Origin of the sequence: Anaeromyxobacter oryzisoli (genome assembly GCF_022690765.1) — a bacterium.
Lineage (GTDB): Bacteria > Myxococcota > Myxococcia > Myxococcales > Anaeromyxobacteraceae > Anaeromyxobacter > Anaeromyxobacter oryzisoli.
Genome location: NZ_JALCZA010000053.1, coordinates 14,850 through 32,132 on the forward strand (window position 1 = coordinate 14,850; position 17,283 = coordinate 32,132).

Consider the following 17,283-nt stretch of genomic DNA (forward strand, 5'->3'; position numbering starts at 1 on the left):
GTCAGAGCCGCAGCTTGATGAGCAGCCAGCGCGGCAGCGCCCGGACCGCGAGCATGATGAGCCGCCAGTAGCCCGGCGCGTAGACCACGTCGCGGCCCCGCTCGGCCGCCCGGAGGATCACCCCCGCCACCGCGTCGGGGCTCGCCCAGAGCGGCCCCTTGGCCAGGTGGGCCGTCATCGGCGAGTCCACGAAGCCCGGCTTCACCGTGACCACCCGGATCCCGCGCCCGGACATCCGGCAGCGCAACCCCTCCAGGAACGCGCTGAAGCCCGCCTTCGCGGCGCCGTACTGGTAGTTCGAGCCGCGGACGCGGTCCCCGGCGACGGAGGAGATCCCGACGAGCGTCCCCGAGCCCTGTGCCGCGAGCCGAAGCGCGGCGGCCTGTGCGAGGAGGGCGGCGCCGACCATGTTCGTGACGAGCACGCGCTCGGCGAGCGCGGGGTCCCGCTCGCAGTCCTCCGGGGCGGCGAGCACCCCCTGGGCGATCAGGACGACGTCCACCGTCCCGAGCGCAGCGAAGGCGCGGTCCAGGAGCGCGGCGTGTCCTCCGACGAGATCGAGGTCCGCCTGCAGCAGGTCGGCGATCTTCGCGCCGCGGACCCGCGCGTCGTCTCCGACGTGGCGCAGCTTCTCCGGATCGCGCGCGACGAGCATGACCTCGCCCCCCGCGCTGGCGACGCGGCGAACGACCGCCTGGGCCATCGCCGAGCTGGCGCCGAACACGAGCCAGCGGCCGGACGCCGCGATCGAGCCTGAGGACGAACCGTGAAGATCACTCACCGGGGTTCACGCGCCTCCAGAGCGACGAGGAGAAGGCCGGGTCCAGCTGCGCCCGGAACGCGGGCAGCTCCCGCCGGTGCTGGGTCTGGAACTGGTCCGCGGGCATGAGCGCGTCCTTCGCCGGGTAGATGCGCCCGCCGTGCTCGCGCACCGCCGCGTGGAGCCGCTCGAAGAGGCGGAGGGTACGGGAGCCGCGGTTCGGAAAGTCGAGCGCGACCGTCGAGCCCTCGCGCGGAAAGGAGAGGAGCCCGGGCGAGGTCGCCTCGCCGAAGTTCTTCAGCACCGCGAGGAAGGAGCCCTCACCCGCGGCCGCGACCGTCGAGAGGATCTCGCGGAGGCCCGGCTCGGCGGCCCCAGGAGGGAGCTGACACTGGAACTGGAAGAACCCGGCTCGGCCGTAGATCCGGTTCCAGCGATCCACCCCGTCCAGCGGAAAGAAGAAGGGATCCCGAGGGACCCGCCTCGTCCCCCCGGAGAGGCGGTGGCGCAGGTAATACGCAGCGTTGAACGCCCTCACCGTGAACCCGTTGAGCGGCGACACGGGCAGCTCGAACGGGACGGCCAGCCGGCGGGACGAGCGCGGCGGCGGCGGGATCTCCTGGGCGGGATTTCCGCGGTGGAGGATGCCGCGACCGAGGTGCCGCCCGCGCGCCAGGCAGTCGATCCACGCCACCGTGTACTCGAACCGCGCGTCGGACTCGAGCGAGAGGTCGAAGAACTCGCGCAGGTCCCGGATGGCGAGCGTCTCGGCGTCCACCCGCGGCGAGGGCTGGCGCCGGAGCCGGATCGTCGCGCTGACGATGACGCCGGTCAGGCCGAGCCCGCCGACGGTGGCCGCGAAGAGCGGCGCGTGAGACGCGCGCGAGCAGACGATCCGCTCGCCGGTCGAGCGCAGCAGCTCGAGCTCCTCGACGTGCGCTCCGAAGGTCCCCGCACGATGGTGGTTCTTCCCGTGGACGTCGTTCGCGATCGCGCCGCCCACCGTGACGAGCTTCGTCCCGGGTACGACGGGCAGCCCGAATCCGAGGGGCTCGACGAGCTTCAGGATCTCGGAGAGCGTCACGCCCGCCTCGCACGTGAGGAGCGCGCGGTCCTCGTCGAGCGCGATGAAGCGGTCGAGGCTCCGCGTCCGGATCAGCACGCCGCCGTCGTTGAGGCACTCGTCGCCGTAGCTCCGCCCGAGCCCGTGCGGCAGGAATGGGCCGGCACCAGCGAAGGGCGCATCGGTCCGCCAGTGAAGCGGCACGATCCGGGCGGTCGTACGAGGGAAGCGTCCCCAGGATTCGAGCGTCACGACTCAGAGCCCCTTGTAGAGCACGCCGCTCGCGGCGGCCGCCACCACGAGGCTCTCCACGTCCCGAAGTGCGAACAGGACGGGATCATCGTCCATCTCCCCCCGGACGGCGAGCAACCACAGGCGCGCGAGCCAGTACAGGAAGATCGGACAGAGGAGCCACAGCCAGCGCGGATGGGAGTAGAGCCGAACGACCGCCTCGCTCGAGAGGTACAGCGCGAGCACGAGCACCGACACGAACGCCGCGGCGACCCCCATCGCGGTCAGCAAGGTCCGCTCCTCGACCTGGTAACCCCGACCGACCGGCGCCTCGGTGGACCGCGCGAGCTCCGCCGTGCGCTTCAGCAGCGCCAGGGAGAGGAACGCGAACATCGAGAACGAGGCGAGCCACTCGGAAACCGGCGTACCGGTGGCCTCCCCGCCCGCGAACAGTCGAGCCGTGTACAGGCCCGCGAGCAGCAGCACGTCGAGCATCGGGCGCCGCTTCAGGCCGAACGAGTACGCGAGTGTCGCCGCGACATAGCCGGCCAGGATGACGCGAAAGCCGGACGGGAGCCGCGAGGAGAGGGCCGCGGCGGCCGCGAAGAGCAGCGGAACGAGCCCGACCGCGACCGGGGCCGGGAGCGTCCCCGCGGCGATGGGCCGGGCCCGCTTGCGCGGGTGAGCCCGGTCCGCCCCGACGTCGCGGAGATCGTTCACGACGTACCCGGCCGAGGCCGCGGCGCCGAAGGCGAGGAACGCGAGGGTGGCCCGGGCGATCGAGTCGGCGTCCTTGAACCGGTGCGCGGCCACGACCGGCGCGAAGACCAGCAGGTTCTTCGCCCATTGGTGAAGGCGCAGGACCTGGATCACCGAGCCCAGCCGCGCGGCGAGGGAGGCCGGAGCCGTCCCGGGGGCGGGCGACGGCTCTGACGTGGGGAAGAGCATCGGTCGGTCACTCTAGACGACCCATCGCCGTCTGGGAAAGGCGCGCCTGCCGGGCCAAAGCGATCGACGCGAACCGGGGCCGCCGCCGCCGCCGCGGAGATCCCTACACCGTCCGGAGACCGATCCGGAACACAGCGCCTTTCCCCGGGACCGACGGCTCCGCCGCGATCGTCCCGCAGAACGACTCCATGATGCCGTGGCAGACCGCGAGGCCGAGGCCGGTGCCCAGACCGGGCGGCTTCGTCGTGAAGAACGGCTCGAACACGCGGGCGAGGTCCGCCTCCGGGATCCCGGGGCCGCCGTCGGCGACCCGCACCTCGACCCGGCCCGGCGCGTGCGTCGCCTCGACCCGGACGACGCCGCGCCCGCTCATGGCGTCCGCGGCGTTCAGGAGCAGGTTCAGGAAGACCTGCGCGAGCCGCCGCTCGTCCGCGAGCACCGGCGGCAGCGCCTCCGGGAGCGCGACCTCGACCTGGACGTGCCTGAACCGCTCCTGGACGCGCGCGAGGCGGAGCGCCGCGTCGAGGGCGGCGGCCACGCCGACGGGCACGACCTCGAGCTGCGAGGGCCGGGCGAAGTCGAGCAGGTCGCGGACGATGGCGTCGATCCGCGCCGTCTCGGCGGAGATCCGGGCGAGGAAGTCGGCCACCTCCGCGTCGCCGCCCGTCCCCGCCTCGAGCCGGCCGCGGGCGAGCTCGGCGTACCCGCCGATGGCGCCGAGGGGGTTCCCGATCTCGTGGGCGACGCCGGCCGCGAGCCGGCCCACGGTGGCGAGCCGCTCGGAGCGCGCGAGGGACTCGCGGGCGGCGGCGAGCGCCGCGTTGGCGCGGGTGAGCTCGTCCACCTTGGCCGAGAGCGCCCACCGCTCTTCGTCGAGCGCCGCGGCCGTCCGCTCGAAGGCGACCGCCGCCCGGCCGAGCCCCTGCGGCGCGGCGTCCCCTTCGCCGAGCACGGGCAGCCCGCGACCGCTCCCCGCGAGCCGCTCCGCCGCCGCGAGCATCCGGTCCACGGGTCGCGCCACCGCGCGCCCGAGGAGCAGCGAGCCGGTGGCGAAGATCACGGCGGCCAGGATCCCGGCGAGCGCGAGGAGCCGCGCCGGCGTCGGCCGCGCCAGGAGGGGCCCGAGGGCGGCCAGCGCGGCGACCGCGACCGCGGCGATGGCCGCGAGCTGGGCCGCGAGGAGCACCCGGACGCTCGCGCGCGGTCGCGGCACGCTCAGCGGAACGCCCCCAGCATCGGCACGAGGCGCGCGATCCACCCGCCCGCGTAGAGCCACTCGAGGGCGGCAGCGGCGAGGAAGGGCCCGAAGGGTACCGCGTTGCGGGGCGGCACCCACTCCTCGTCGTCGGCGGGCGCCGCGCCGCCGTCCCGCGGCGCCGGCCCGGGCTGGGCCTTGCCGAGGAGGAGCAGCGCGATCCCGACGGCGGCCCCCTGGATCGAGGCGAGGAGCACCACGGGCAGGAGCGCCGCGACCCCGAGCCAGGCGCCGAGGCCCGCGAGGAGGAACACGTCCCCCCAGCCCATCGCCTCCCGGCGCAGCAGCTTCTCGCCGACGAGCGCCACGGCGGCGAACGCGACGAACCCTACCGCGGCGCCCACCGCCGACGAGCGGAGCGAGGGCGCGGCGGAGGCGCCGGCGGCGCTCGCGGCGAGGCCCAAGGCGACGAGCGGCCAGGTGAGCGCGTGCGGCAGCGTCCAGGTGTCGAGGTCGATGAAGGAGAGCGCGAGGAGCAGCGCCACCAGCGCCAGCTCGGCGAGGGCGGCGAGGGACGGGCCGTGGCGCCACGCGGCGAGGGCGCCCGCCGCCGCGCCGAGCGCCTCGACGATCGGGTAGCGGGGGGAGATGGACCCGCGGCAGCTCCGGCAGCGCCCGCGCAGCCACAACCACGCCGCCACCGGGACGTTGTCGTACCAGGCGATACGCGCGCCGCACCGCGGGCAATGTGACGGTGGGTGGACGATCGACTCGCCGGCCGGCACGCGCGCGATGACGACGTTCAGGAAACTGCCGATCACCGCGCCGACCACCGCCGACCAGGCGATGAAGAAGGGCTCGAGGCCGGGCGGCAGGGCGAGGGCCACGTCAGGAGGCCCGACGCGCGGCGGCGTCCCCGGTGGCGGACTCCTCCTCGAGCCGCCGCATGAAGAAGTCCTCCAGCGTCTCGCGCTCGGGGGTGAACGCCACGAGCCGTCCGCCGGCCGCGAGCAGCGCGGACACGGCCGCGGAGGCCGCCGCCTCGTCCTCGTAGGCCACCGTGACCCGCTCGCCGTCCTCGGAGATCGGCCGCCCGCCGCCGAGCGCCTGGCGCGCGGCGCCCGGGGCCACCGCCGAGACCTCGACGCTGCGGACCTTCGACGAGAGGAGCTCGGCGAGCCGGCCCACCTCGCGCAGCCGGCCGTGCCGGATCACCCCGACGCGATCGCAGATGGTCTCCACGTCCGGGAGGATGTGCGTCGAGAAGAAGACGGTCTTCCCGCGTCGCTTCAGCTCGAGGATGAGGTCGCGGATCTCCTTGCGGCCGATGGGGTCGAGCCCGCTCATGGGCTCGTCGAGCACCACGAAGGCCGGATCCGCGACCAGGGCCTGGGCGATCCCGAGCCGCTGCTGCATGCCCTTCGAGTACTTGCGGAGCTGCCGGTCCGCCGCGTCGGTGAGCCCGACGAGCTCGAGGAGCTCCTCGGCCCGGCGCTTCCGCTCGGGGCGGGGCACCTCGGAGAGCTTGGCGAAGAGGTCGAGCGCCTCGCGCCCGGTGAGGAAGTCGTAGTAGCTCGGCTGCTCGGGGAGGTAGCCGATGCGCTTCTTCGACGCCTGGCTGGGGATGGGCGCGTCGAAGATGTAGGCGGCGCCGCGCGTGGGCCGGATGAGCCCCATCAGCATCTTGATGGTGGTGGTCTTCCCGGCGCCGTTCGGCCCGACGAACCCGAAGATCTCCCCCTCGTCCACGGAGAGGGTGAGGTCCTGCACGGCGTCCACCCGGCGGCGCCGGAGGCCGACCTCGAACGTCTTGGTCAGCCCCTCGGTGCGGAGGATCATGCGGCGCATCATCCGTGCGAGGCCGGCGGGTGTCAAAAGCCGCCGCGCCCGGCGAGCGTGCGCTCCGCCCGCACCGTTCCCCACAGCCGGGTGACGTAAAACGTCAGCCCTCCTCACCCACTGCCGCTCCGCGCGCGTGTCATTTTCTGGCCGGACTCCCGTGATCCGGCGAGGATGGCTCGCCTGCCCGGCTGGCATCAGTCCTGCTAAGAGAAAGAGCCGCCCGGGCGCTCGAACACCGCCGCCCGGTTCACCGTCGGCGGCGAAGCATCGGCGCTCCCGACCAGGAGGTCTCAATGAAGAAGGCAGCCAAGGGCTTCACCCTCATCGAGCTCATGATCGTCGTGGCGATCATCGGCATCCTCGCCGCCATCGCGATCCCGAACTTCATGCGCTACCAGCTCCGGTCGAAGGCGGCCGAGCGAAAGACCAACCTCGAGGCGATCTTCAAGTCCGAGGAGGCGCTGCGGCAGTCGGAGCGCAAGATCAGCTCGACTTCCACGCCAGGCACCTACTTCGCCTTCAGTGCGATCCCCACGGGCGTGACGGTCAATACTGCCAAGCAGCCCTGGGCAGCGACGGACCTCGAAACCGCCCAGAATATCGACTGGATCGTCCAGGGCTCGACGTATGGTCGGTATGAAGTCGCCGTCGCCGCGACGCCGGTCGCCATGTCGGCTTGCGGCTGGACGGACATCGACGGCGACGCCGTCCTCGCGGCAGACGCATTCTGGCAGCCGCAGCTCAAGGCGGACGGCAACGCACAGGTCGATCCCCCGGATGCGCCGTGCAGCGAGGGCGCTCCCGATTACGGCAACCACGCGGCGGCGTTCGGAGGGGTCGGGACGGATCCAATCGGCCAGGTGGTCCAGCTCTCGAAGGACAGCACCTTCTGAGCGAGACCGCCGAGCGTCGCTCGGCGAATCCGAGTACAATTTGGGCGCCGCTCGCGAGGGCGGCGCCCTTCTCTTTTTCGCGAATGCACCGCACTCACCGAGAAACGTTCGCCGCAACCGCAGTCTTCATCCTGCTATCGGTACCGTTCGCTTGGACCTCTGCGAGGGTGCTCGAGCGAATGGGGCTCGATCGACCGTACGACCTCGACTACGTTCCGCGCGGCGAGGCGCTCCGATTCCTCTCGCCTGGAGTACGACTCTCCATTGCGGATGCGTTCTGGCTCGACACCGTACAGTACGTCGGCGATCCGCGCGGGCGTCAGCGCGGATTCGAGAAGCTGTACCCCTTGGTCGACCTCGTGACCGACCTAGACCCGGGCCACGGCTACGCGTACCAGACCGCCGGGATCGTCCTGTCCGCGCAAGGACGGCTCGACGAGGCGGATCGCATCCTGAACAAGGGGATGGGCTCCGGCCGCCCGAACTGGTGGACCTACCCGTTCTACGTAGCGTTCAACCACTACTTTTACCGGGGCGACTACGCCGAGGCAGCCCGCTGGGCCCGGATCGCGGCGCGCACGCCGGGGGCGTCGCCGAACATCGCCCATCTCGCCCTCGCCCTGGAGGTGAAGAGCGGCTCGCCGGACGACGCGGTGGCGTTCCTCCAGGAACTCCGGGGGGTCGCGAAGGACGAGAAGACGGCGGAGGCCCTCGACGAGCAGTACCGGCTCGCCCTCCTCCAGCGCGACTTCGCCCGCCTGGACGCCGCCGTGGCCGCGTACCGCGAGCGGACCGGCCGCGCCCCCGACCGGCTCGAGGAACTCGTGGTCACCGGGATCCTGGACCAGCTCCCACCCGAGCCCTACGGGGGCCGGTACACCATCGACGCCGAGGGCGTCGTCCATTCCAGCAAGAACGACTTCCGCTTCGCCCCCGCCGAGCCGGGCCGACTCCAGCAGCCGGCGCGCCCGTACGTGTGGCGCCCGTACTCTCCGGAGCTCCCGTGACCAAGATCGCCGCCATCGCCGCCGTCACCTTCCGCGACGCGCTCCGCCAGAAGCTCGCGGTGAACCTGCTCGTCTTCGCGCTGCTCGTGATGGCGGCCTCGATCGTCCTGTCCGAGCTGACCTTCGGCGAGCAGTACCGGATCATCGCGGACCTCGCCCTCTCCGCGGCCGCGGTGTTCGGCACCCTCATCGCCGTCTTCGTCGGCGCGAACCTGGTCGCCGGCGACGTGCAGCGCCGGACGCTGTACCCGGTGATCGCGAAGCCGGTTTCGCGGACGGAGTACCTGCTCGGCCGCTACGCCGGCCTGGTCACCACATTGTCGCTCAACCTCGCGGTGATGGCGCTCACCACCTTTGCGGTGGTCGCGCTCTACCGCGGCAACCTCGGTTTCCTCCGGGACACGCCTGTCGTGGCAGCCTTCGTCGCCCTCGCCGCCCAGCTCGCGCTGGTGGGCGCGATCGCCCTGCTCTTCTCGAGCGTGACGAACGCGACCCTCGCCGCGATCTGCACGCTCGCGATCGCGGTCGCGGGTCACCTCTCCCGCGAGGCGATCCCGTACTGGCGGACGAGCGCCGTCGGCCGCGCCTTCGGCCTCGCCCTGCCGAACCTGGCCGCCCTCGACTACAAGGTGCAGGTGGTCTACCAGCAGCCGGTCGCCGCGGCGGACCTCGGGCTGAAGCTCCTCTACGCTGCGCTGTACGTCGCGGTCCTCCTCGCCGCCACCTCGGCGATCTTCTCGCGCCGCGACCTGCGCTGATCCGGCGATTGTGGGGAAGCAGGAGCGGCGCCGGACCGATACCGACGTGCCCCGCCCACATGCAATCTTTACCCACCGGCTTGCAATGAATGTCGAGCCACCGGCCCGGCGCATCCTTTCCACCCCTGTGAATCCGCGGGGATCGCTCTCGGCCGTCCCGGCGCGGCGCTTGCTTCATCCAAGGGAGCCATGAGGGGACGCCAGCACGGCTTCACCATGATCGAGATCGCGGTCGTGCTCGCGATCGTCGCCATCCTCGCCGCCGCGGCCTACCCGATCTTCCGGGCGGCGACGCGCAACGCCAGCGTCGGCGCGACCGCCACCGAGCTGCAGATGCGGCTCGAGGGGCTGCCCTACAAGGCGATGTCGGACCAGCGCGATTACCTGTTCGTGCTCGCCGACACGCCGAACAACGACGCCTCCCAGTGCGGATCGATCGCGGATGCGGGCTGCGTCCGCGTCTTCGTGCTGCGCGAGCCGGACGCGACCTGGACGCTCGCGAGCTTCGACGTGAGCTCCCCCGGTAACGGCGCCAAGGTGGTGGACGAGTTCCGCCTCGGGAAGGGGATCCACTTCTACCTCCCGGCGGCCACGGCCACCCCCCTCCCCCCGCCGTTCGACCAGATCGCGACGCTGCTGTCCGACGGGACCTCCTCGCTCAAGACCTTCGACTCCGATCTCACGCCGACCTGCCCGGGGGCCCGTCGCTGCCTCGCGTTCCGGTTCCGCCCCGGGGGCGCGGTGGAGCTGGAGCCGCCGGACCGGAGCGCGCCCCCGAGCGATCTCGCCGCCAAGAACGGCCACGCCTTCGCGCTGGGCAGCGACATGGACGACCAGACCCGGGGTGCGGACCAGCGGGCGGTGCTGGTCGCGGTTCCCTCCGGGCTCGTGAAGGCCTACGGCGTCGCGCGGGTGCCTTGATCATGGCGGAGACACGCATGCGAACCCCCCGTCGGTTCCCCAGGTCCGCCGCGCGGGGCTCGTCCCTGCTCGAGGCGATGATCGCCCTCGCCATCCTGCTGGTCGGGCTCCTCGGCATGATGCGCCTGCAGTTCTACGGCATGAGCGCGACGCAGGGGGCGCGCGCCCAGACCATCGCGACGCAGCTCGCCACCGAGCTGGCCGGCGGGCTGGAGCGGCTCTCCCCGGACGACGACCGCCTCAAGGGCGCGGCGGGCGCGACGACCGCCACCCCGCCGGCCCTCTTCGGCTACATCCTCGGCGCGAGCGGCTCGGTGCCGACGTCCGGCGTGAACCTGCACTGGTACCAGGACTCGAACCCGATCCCCGGCGTCCGCCTCGACGCGACGCTCGAGCGGGATCCCGAGGACTCGAGCAAGCCGATCTACCAGCGGCGCTGGACGGTGTGGGACGCCGGGAGCGTCACCGGCGGCGCCGCCTCGAAGGTCATCGCGGTCTCGGTCATCTACCGCGAGCGGACCCTCCCGCAGCCGAGGGAGATCGTGGTCTACGCACACTCGGCGGTCACCGGCAGCTTCATGGCCAACCTCGCCGCCTTCAACTGATCATGCGCGCCTCCCACCGCGGCTTCACCCTCGTCGAGCTCGTCGTCGCCATGGCCGTCACCGTGATCGTGCTCGCGGCGGCGATGACCGTCGTCCGCGCGCAGCAGAAGGCCTACCACGACGGCGAGAAGCTGCGCGGCGCCCAGGGGAGCGGCCGCCGCGCCCTCCTCGCGATGGAGGAGGCCCTCCCGCGCGCCGGCTACGGCCTCGACGCGTCCCTCGCGCTCGACCTCGTCCCCTGGTACGGGGGCCCCTGCCCGGCTGAGCTGGCGCCGTGCCCGCGCGACTCGACCACCAACTCCGACGAGCTCGTCTTCTACGCCCGCGACCCCCAGTACTGGGTCGATCCCGCCGACAACACCGTCGCTCCCGCCGGGCACGCCTGGAAGGTCACCGCCGTGAGCGACACCACGCTGGAGCTCGCCGGACGGGCGGGGGACGTCTTCCGGAAGGGCCAGATCTTCCAGCTCGTGTGCCCGGACGCCAAGTTCACGTACGTCACCTCCGATCAGAAGGTCGATCCGCTCGCCGCGGACGGAGCCGTGACGATCCAGCTCCTCTCGGAAGACACCGGCGACCCGTCGAACCCCTTCCGTCGCCAGGACGTCGCGACGGCTCCGGGGTCTTGCTTCGGGGGAGGCATCGCTCGCGCGTTCCTGATCGACCGCTACCGCTTCCACGTCCGGCCGTTCCCGGTGGGCGGCGGCGCGGGCGCGACCGAGTACGACCCGTTCCTCATGCTCGACCAGGGGGTGGACCGGAACGATGACAACATCGTGAACGGAGCCGACGAGCAGGTCATCGCGGAGGGGATCGAGCTCCTCCAGGTCTCCTACATCTTCAACGGCGGCTCGACCATCGCGACCGCGGCCGGCGAGAACCCCGGCACCGCGATCACGTTCGCGGCGGCCGCGCCGAGCGCCGCGACCACGGCGGCGGACACCATCACCACCACCCTCTTCCCCGGCGGCGCGCCGCAGCCCGGGCAGAGCGTCTACGGCGCCTCGAGCTTCTATGGCTACACCTTCGGGCCGCCCCCCGACCCGGTCCGGCTCACCAACGACCAGGCCAACATCCAGGCGGTGCACGTCGCGGTGCTCGCGCGGTCGGCGACCCCGGACCGCCAGGGCGCGGTCGGGCTCAACCCCGGGTTCCGCCTGCTCAACCTGGACACGCTGCCGGCCTGGATCACCGGCTACGCGGCGGCGCGCGGCGGGAGCGACGGCTACCAGCGCGTCGTCCTCGAGGCCACGGTGAACCTGCCCAACATGGCCAACCGGGCGATGACCTACTTCTGAGGCCTCCATGCGGAACGTCGTCCACACCAGGCATGACCGCGGCAGCACGCTGCTCCTCGTCATGATCCTCCTCACGGTCCTCGCCGCCATCGGCGCGGCCGCGGTCACCCTCTCCTCGCGCGACCGGATCAACGCCTCCGCGAAGACGCACCGCGACATGGTCGCGGCCTGCGCCTTGGCCGCGCAGGCGAAGATCTGGGCGGAGGTAGCCCAGTACGGGCCGCAGTGGTTCGGCAGCGGAAACCCGGTCGGCGAGCTGACCCTCAATGACGGCACCCGCCTCGGGCCGCTGCACTACGACCAGACGGCTGGCTCACTCTTGGTGAAGGACGTGGTCCTCGGCCTCACCGCCGAGTACGGCGACGAGGCGATCGTGAGCCTCTCGAACCGCAGCTCGGGGCTGATGGGCTCCGGTCACACCTACCGCTGCGTCGCCCACTGCGTCGATCGGACCGGGCAGCGCGAGCTCGAGGTCGAGTTCCAGCTCCGGACCCGCATCTAGGAGATCGAGCCACCATGCGCCGCACCGCACTCCGGATCGCCCTCGTCCTCGCCGCAGCTGTGCTCCTCTCCACCCCGCACGCCGGGGTCTCGGGGACGTGCTCGAACTCCGCCGCGCGCAACCTGCTCGCGGGCGGCGCCACCGACGCGCTCCTGAATCCGCCCTGGGAGGAGGACAACGCGTTCTTCTCCAGCCAGGCCGGGTACCCGAACATCTTCTTCGTCGTCGGCACCGCCGACTCCATGGCGCGCCTGCCGCCGAACGGCCCCGCCTACCTCGGCGCGACCGGCTCGCCCATCCCGACCACCGGGATCGTCGGCTGCGGCCAGGACACGGTCTCCTCGACCCTCTCGTCCAACGCGATGCTCGCCGCGATCGCCGCGCGCGTCTACCACTCGCCGTGCGGGAAGACCACGCTCGAGGGGCTGGCCTTCGCTGGCCAGGGGACGGACTACGCCGCGGCGGCGGGGGCGGTCTGCCCGTACTACACGCCGTCCAACACCTTCGCCCTCGCCGCCGGGTTCGACCCGGACTTCTACGCGTCAGGGACCGGGCTCACCGTGGGGAGCGGCGCGCCCAACCTGTTCCCGAAGGATCTCGTCTTCCACGACAACGCCGGGACGGGGACCGCCTGGGCGCGGACCGGCAACCTCCCCGGCGACCACAACTACGGGGACGGGTGGAGCTTCACCGCCGTCCACCCGTACCAGACCTCCACCCAGGCGAACGGGAACAACTACAACTGGACGGCCGCGAGCATCGCGCAGTTCTGCGCGGACCAGGGGACCGCGCAGCAGGGGACCCAGAGCCGCCAGGACATCTGCAACGCGTGCCTCTCCAGCAAGGGCTGGTACTACGACGGCACCGTCCGGACCGCCACCGTGGACGGGGCGAGCGTCTCGTACCCGAGCATCTGGTACACGGGGAACTACCTCAACTTCTTCCCGCCCAAGTTCGTCATCGCCCGCAAGGTGGTGAAGGACGTCATCGCCAGCCAGAGCCGGATCCGCATGGCGATGGCCCAGTTCGGCAGCAACGATTACAAGTTCATCTCCGACTTCAACCCGTCCTGCCAGTCCGTGTTCGGGGGCGGCAACTGGGAGAGCAACCGCTCGACCTACGTCAACGACGTGAACGCGCTCGCGTGGGGCGGGACGAGCCCGCTCTCCAAGGCGCTCTTCGACGTCGGGCGCTACTACCACACCCCCTCGCTGCCCTGGTTCGGCCAGGGGTGGGCCATGAACGGCCCGGGGTGGAGCTCCAACGGCTCCGCGAACCAGCTCGCGGTGTGCTGGTCCTGCCAGCAGAGCAACGTCATCATCCTGACCGACGGGCAGCCCTCCCCCAACGACGGCGCCGACCTGCCGCCGGGCACCTCGAGCATCGCCGACTCGAACAGCGGCAAGTACGCCGGCGACGCGGCGACGGGCGTCCTCGGGGCGTCGCTCCGCGACTGCCCGCGCTGCGGCTACTTCACCGGCGCCGATGACTACAAGAACAACCTCACGCGCGTCGCGTTCTACCTGCACAACTACGATCTGCGGAGCGAGCCGGCGGGTGCCTGCGGCGGCACCGGGACCACGCTGGACGGCCGCGGCAACCCCGGCAAGCAGACGCTCACCGTCTACACCGTCGGCTTCGGGACGGGGGCCGGGGACGCGACCCGCATCCTCTCCGACGCGGCGACCATCGGCGGCGGGATCGCCGTCCGCGCCCAGGCCGCGGACGAGCTCCGGTCCGGCATCTACCAGGTGTTCGCCGACATCAGCAGCCGGTCCACCTCGTTCAGCGTCGCCACCGTCTCGACCCTGCAGACGGCCGCCGGGAACGCCGTGATCGTGCCGCGCTTCGCGCCGAGCCGCGACTCGCACTGGCCCGGCCACCTCTACCGCTACGAGATGTACAGCGAGTTCGTGAACGCGTGCGCGCCGGGCGGCGCCGGCGACCTCGACTGCGACGGGAGCTGCACCAGCACCTTCCTGCAGGACAAGGACGGCCACTTCATCGCCGAGGACGGCGACGGCAACTTCGTCCAGCTGAGCCCGAACCTCCCCGCCTGCGCGCAGACTCCGAAGTGCGTTGCGGCCGGGAAGCCGTGCGGCGCGCTCACCAACGTCCCGGCCAACCCGTGGTGGGACGCCTACCAGACGCTCCAGAACCAGACCTGGAAGACCCGCACCGTCTGGACCGCGTTGGACGACGCGGCTCCCGCGGGCACCATCGACTCGCACGACAGCACGGTCCGGCTCGAGGCGACCGACACCTTCGCGCAGACGCTCCTCCCCTACCTCGGCCTGGGCACCACCGGGACGGCCTGCGCGACCCTCGCGCAGAAGATCGAGACGGCGGGCGATCCGGTCACCGCGCAGGTGATGCGGACGAGCAAGCTCGAGTGCGCGAAGGAGATGATCCGGTTCGTGCTCGGCGCGGACGTGCTGAACGAGGCCGGGCGCCTGCCCGGCCAGGGCTGGCCGGCGCCGACGGCGAACGGCCTCCCCGCCACCCTCGGCGATCCGACGACCAACCCGCCGACGCCGCCGAACCTCCCGAACCAGGACCTGCTCCTCGATCGGCCGTTCAAGCTCGGGGACATCTACCACTCGTCCCCGGTGGTGGTGGACGCGCCGCTCCCCTACGACGGCATCCTCTGCCCGAACGGCCTCCACAACCAGTGCCTCGACTCGCTCTGGCGGACGCCCGTCAAGATGAAGGACGGCATCAACCAGTACGATCGCTACTCCAAGTCCTCGCTGTACCAGTACCGCCGCAAGATGGTCCTGGTCGGCGCGAACGACGGGCTGCTCCACGCCTTCAACGGCGGCCGCTGGCACGCCAATCCGACCCCGGGCCAGCACAACGCCGCCGCCGACGATCCAGCGACCTCGAGCATCGACGAGTCGCTGCCGCCCTACAACGGGTACTACGACCGCGGCGACGCCGACGGCCCGGTGGAGCTGTGGGCGTTCCTCCCGCCGGATCTCCTCGGGAAGATCCCGGCGCTGTTCGGCAACGACCACCAGCTCTTCGTGGACGGGACGGCCATGGTCCGCGACGTCTGGGTGGACGGCCAGGCGAACGGGATGGGGATCGCGGCCCACCTGGACGACGTGAAGGAGGCCGCGGAGTTCCACACCGTCGCGGTGGTCGGCGAGCGGCGCGGCGGCACCCACTACTTCGCCCTCGACGTGACCGACGCGGCGAAGCTCCCGTCCGAGAACGCCGGGAAGCCCGCGGAGCCGAAGTTCCTGTGGATCTACCCGGAGCCGTCGGACCCCGAGTCACTGCAGTTCGGCGAGACCTACACCGACTTCCTCCCGGTGCCGCCCCCGGTCGGGCCGGTGCGCATCCAGGCGGACTCGACCGCCTCCCAGCCGGAGTGGGGCATGGCCGCCCCCGGCGCGAACACGCCCGTCATGACGACCGGCCTGACAAGCCCGGTCCAGTACCACGAGCGTTGGGTGACCCTGCTCCCGGGCGGCGTCGATCCGCAGTCCCTGCGCGGGCGCGGCGTTCACATGGTGGACGTCTGGACCGGCAAGGAGCTGTTCGACTTCTCGTATCCGAGCGATCCGACGACGGCGGCGGCCAACGACCCCCGCCGCGCCCTCACCTTCCCGGTCGCGGCCACCCCGGCGATGGTGATGTGGGGTCAATCCACGCGGCGACAGAGCCTCGGGTTCGAGAACGACGGGTACTTCGACACCGCCACCTTCGGCGACACCGGCGGTCAGCTCTGGGTGCTTCGCTTCAACGTGCCGGGCCAGCTCGGCACCAACGGCAAGGTCGGGAACTGGTTCGGCGCGCGCGTGTTCCAGATGGGCGAGACCGCCAGCCCCGGCAGCCTGTGCGCCACCCGCGGCGGGCAGCCGTTCTACTACATCACCGAGAACACCGCGCTCGCGGGCTCCCACATCTACCGCGTGTACGCGGGGACCGGGGACCGGTTCAACATCCTGGACACGAACGGCGGGATCTGCGGCCCGACCAACCTCCGCGCGTGCGCGCAGCACGGGTGCACGGTGTCGCTCGACCCCGCCCTCAACGCGCTCGCCGCCACGGACCTGGGGACCGACGCGCGCGGGCTCGCGCAGGGCGTCTGCCAGAGCGACTTCACGGCGCTCCCGGCGACCGCGAACCCGTCGGGCACCGGACCGAGCTGCGGCACCATCGGCGGCGCGAACATCAGCGTCTCGTCGTGCCCCTCGGTCAGCTCCGGCGCGGGCTCCTTCACGAAGGACGTCACGGCGAGCTGCAGCGCGGACGCGGACGGCGACTACGGCTGCACGCGGGCGAGCTCCACGTCGGGGGTGGCGAGCTACGGGAGCAAGCTGGACCTCACCACCGCGACCACCGCCGCGCAGCCGGCCTCGCGGAACTGGTTCTTCTCGTTCCGGGTGTTCGAGGACACCGGCAAGCGCAGCGTCTTCAAGGACGCCGCCGGCGCGGCGGACTACGATAACGCCCGCTATTTCCTCTCGGACACCGTGACGGCGTCCTCGCCGCTGACGGCGAGCTACACCGCCAGCGCCGGGATCGTCGTCATCGACGGCGCGGCGACCAACCCCACCCCGCTCGCGACCGCGGACTCGAACGGCTGGGCCCTGTTCTACGATCACGGGCCGACGGTCGTCACCGAGGGGCACACCTTCAACGTCAACCCTCTCGACGAGCGCACCTCCTCGGTCTCGAGCCTCTACTCGAAGCTGATCTGGAACACGATCCAGCCGGCGCTCAGCGAGGCGACGAGCGCGATCTCGACCTGCGCGCAGTCCAAGTGCACCGCGGCCTACCGCAGGCTCAACTACCTCTACGGCGCCGATCCCGTCACCGGCGGACCGGTGCTCACCGACTCCAGCGGGGCCCTGACGCGCACCATCACCCGGACGACCCTCGTGACCCCCGGCGGTCTGCAGCCGACGGTCTTCGTCAACGGCAAGGGGCAGATCGCCGTGGGCCAGACGGGCGTACCGCCGGAGCAGGGGGCGACCAACCTCCCGATGACCAGCGCGATGGACCCGGTGATGGGGCTCGGCACCGTCGAGGTGAGCCGCGACCTGCACGCCTGCCGGCACGCGGTGGACGCGGCGGCTGCGGCCGCGGCCTGCAGGTGACGCGCCGGGATCGGGGCCGCGCTCAAGGCCCGTCGAACAATCGACGGGCCTTGACCATCCAGGAGGGGCGGGCCGTCGCCCGCCCCTCGCGCCCGAAGTGAATTCGGGCGCTTCACCCCACCCGCCGCCCCGCTCACGCGGGTCGGCCT

The 17,283-nt window shown here is 71.9% G+C and carries 14 protein-coding genes; 8 read left to right on the forward strand and 6 right to left on the reverse strand.

The window, feature by feature from the left end; translation table 11 throughout:
* Position 1 precedes the first annotated feature (1 nt).
* From MNZ27_RS16035 to MNZ27_RS16060, 6 genes are all read right to left on the reverse strand, one after another.
* Complete coding sequence (locus MNZ27_RS16035; protein ID WP_308197975.1) at positions 2-781, reverse strand: SDR family NAD(P)-dependent oxidoreductase; 780 nt, start codon at positions 779-781, stop codon at positions 2-4.
* The gene (locus MNZ27_RS16040; RefSeq protein WP_242395100.1) at positions 774-2,075 is read right to left on the reverse strand and encodes an FAD-binding oxidoreductase; all 1,302 of its coding nucleotides are present in this window, start codon (positions 2,073-2,075) and stop codon (positions 774-776) included. The genes MNZ27_RS16035 and MNZ27_RS16040 overlap by 8 nt, the downstream gene beginning before the upstream one ends.
* Positions 2,076-2,078: 3 nt before the next feature.
* Positions 2,079-3,002: a UbiA family prenyltransferase gene (locus MNZ27_RS16045; RefSeq protein ID WP_242395101.1), complete on the reverse strand. Its 924-nt coding sequence runs from the start codon at positions 3,000-3,002 to the stop codon at positions 2,079-2,081.
* Between the two features lie 103 nt (positions 3,003-3,105).
* Complete coding sequence (locus MNZ27_RS16050) at positions 3,106-4,215, reverse strand: sensor histidine kinase (protein WP_242395102.1); 1,110 nt, start codon at positions 4,213-4,215, stop codon at positions 3,106-3,108.
* A 2-nt stretch (positions 4,216-4,217) separates the two neighbouring features.
* Positions 4,218-5,084: a prepilin peptidase gene (locus tag MNZ27_RS16055; RefSeq protein WP_242395103.1), complete on the reverse strand. Its 867-nt coding sequence runs from the start codon at positions 5,082-5,084 to the stop codon at positions 4,218-4,220.
* Position 5,085: 1 nt separating this feature from the next.
* Positions 5,086-6,036, reverse strand: coding sequence for an ABC transporter ATP-binding protein (locus tag MNZ27_RS16060; RefSeq protein ID WP_242395104.1), 951 nt, complete (start codon positions 6,034-6,036; stop codon positions 5,086-5,088).
* A gap of 296 nt (positions 6,037-6,332) precedes the next feature.
* On the opposite strand from MNZ27_RS16060, the gene MNZ27_RS16065 reads away from it, so the two are divergent.
* From MNZ27_RS16065 to MNZ27_RS16100, 8 genes are all read left to right on the forward strand, one after another.
* Complete coding sequence (locus MNZ27_RS16065) at positions 6,333-6,932, forward strand: type IV pilin protein (RefSeq protein WP_242395105.1); 600 nt, start codon at positions 6,333-6,335, stop codon at positions 6,930-6,932.
* A 179-nt stretch (positions 6,933-7,111) separates the two neighbouring features.
* On the forward strand, positions 7,112-7,939 hold the full coding sequence (locus MNZ27_RS16070) for a tetratricopeptide repeat protein (protein ID WP_242395106.1): 828 nt from the start codon (positions 7,112-7,114) through the stop codon (positions 7,937-7,939).
* Complete coding sequence (locus MNZ27_RS16075) at positions 7,936-8,697, forward strand: ABC transporter permease (RefSeq protein ID WP_242395107.1); 762 nt, start codon at positions 7,936-7,938, stop codon at positions 8,695-8,697. The genes MNZ27_RS16070 and MNZ27_RS16075 overlap by 4 nt, the downstream gene beginning before the upstream one ends.
* Positions 8,698-8,886: 189 nt before the next feature.
* The gene (locus MNZ27_RS16080) at positions 8,887-9,618 is read left to right on the forward strand and encodes a prepilin-type N-terminal cleavage/methylation domain-containing protein (protein ID WP_242395108.1); all 732 of its coding nucleotides are present in this window, start codon (positions 8,887-8,889) and stop codon (positions 9,616-9,618) included.
* A gap of 17 nt (positions 9,619-9,635) precedes the next feature.
* Complete coding sequence (locus MNZ27_RS16085; protein ID WP_242395109.1) at positions 9,636-10,223, forward strand: type IV pilus modification PilV family protein; 588 nt, start codon at positions 9,636-9,638, stop codon at positions 10,221-10,223.
* Between the two features lie 2 nt (positions 10,224-10,225).
* Entirely contained in the window at positions 10,226-11,521 is a 1,296-nt protein-coding gene (locus MNZ27_RS16090; protein ID WP_242395110.1) for a PilW family protein, read from the forward strand.
* A 7-nt stretch (positions 11,522-11,528) separates the two neighbouring features.
* Entirely contained in the window at positions 11,529-12,023 is a 495-nt protein-coding gene (locus MNZ27_RS16095; RefSeq protein ID WP_242395111.1) for a type II secretion system protein, read from the forward strand.
* A gap of 14 nt (positions 12,024-12,037) precedes the next feature.
* Positions 12,038-17,134, forward strand: a complete 5,097-nt coding sequence (locus MNZ27_RS16100) for a pilus assembly protein (protein WP_242395112.1) — start codon at positions 12,038-12,040, stop codon at positions 17,132-17,134.
* Positions 17,135-17,283: the final 149 nt, after the last annotated feature.

Bases quoted from the DNA above. Each gene is read 5' to 3' on its own strand.
- MNZ27_RS16045 (WP_242395101.1), bottom strand. From the start codon at position 3,002: ATGCTCTTCCCCACGTCAGAGCCGTCGCCCGCCCCCGGGACGGCTCCG.
- MNZ27_RS16085 (WP_242395109.1), top strand. From the start codon at position 9,636: ATGCGAACCCCCCGTCGGTTCCCCAGGTCCGCCGCGCGGGGCTCGTCC.
- MNZ27_RS16100 (WP_242395112.1), top strand. From the start codon at position 12,038: ATGCGCCGCACCGCACTCCGGATCGCCCTCGTCCTCGCCGCAGCTGTG.
- MNZ27_RS16065 (WP_242395105.1), top strand. From the start codon at position 6,333: ATGAAGAAGGCAGCCAAGGGCTTCACCCTCATCGAGCTCATGATCGTC.
- MNZ27_RS16060 (WP_242395104.1), bottom strand. From the start codon at position 6,036: ATGATCCTCCGCACCGAGGGGCTGACCAAGACGTTCGAGGTCGGCCTC.
- MNZ27_RS16070 (WP_242395106.1), top strand. From the start codon at position 7,112: ATGGGGCTCGATCGACCGTACGACCTCGACTACGTTCCGCGCGGCGAG.
- MNZ27_RS16080 (WP_242395108.1), top strand. From the start codon at position 8,887: ATGAGGGGACGCCAGCACGGCTTCACCATGATCGAGATCGCGGTCGTG.
- MNZ27_RS16095 (WP_242395111.1), top strand. From the start codon at position 11,529: ATGCGGAACGTCGTCCACACCAGGCATGACCGCGGCAGCACGCTGCTC.
- MNZ27_RS16090 (WP_242395110.1), top strand. From the start codon at position 10,226: ATGCGCGCCTCCCACCGCGGCTTCACCCTCGTCGAGCTCGTCGTCGCC.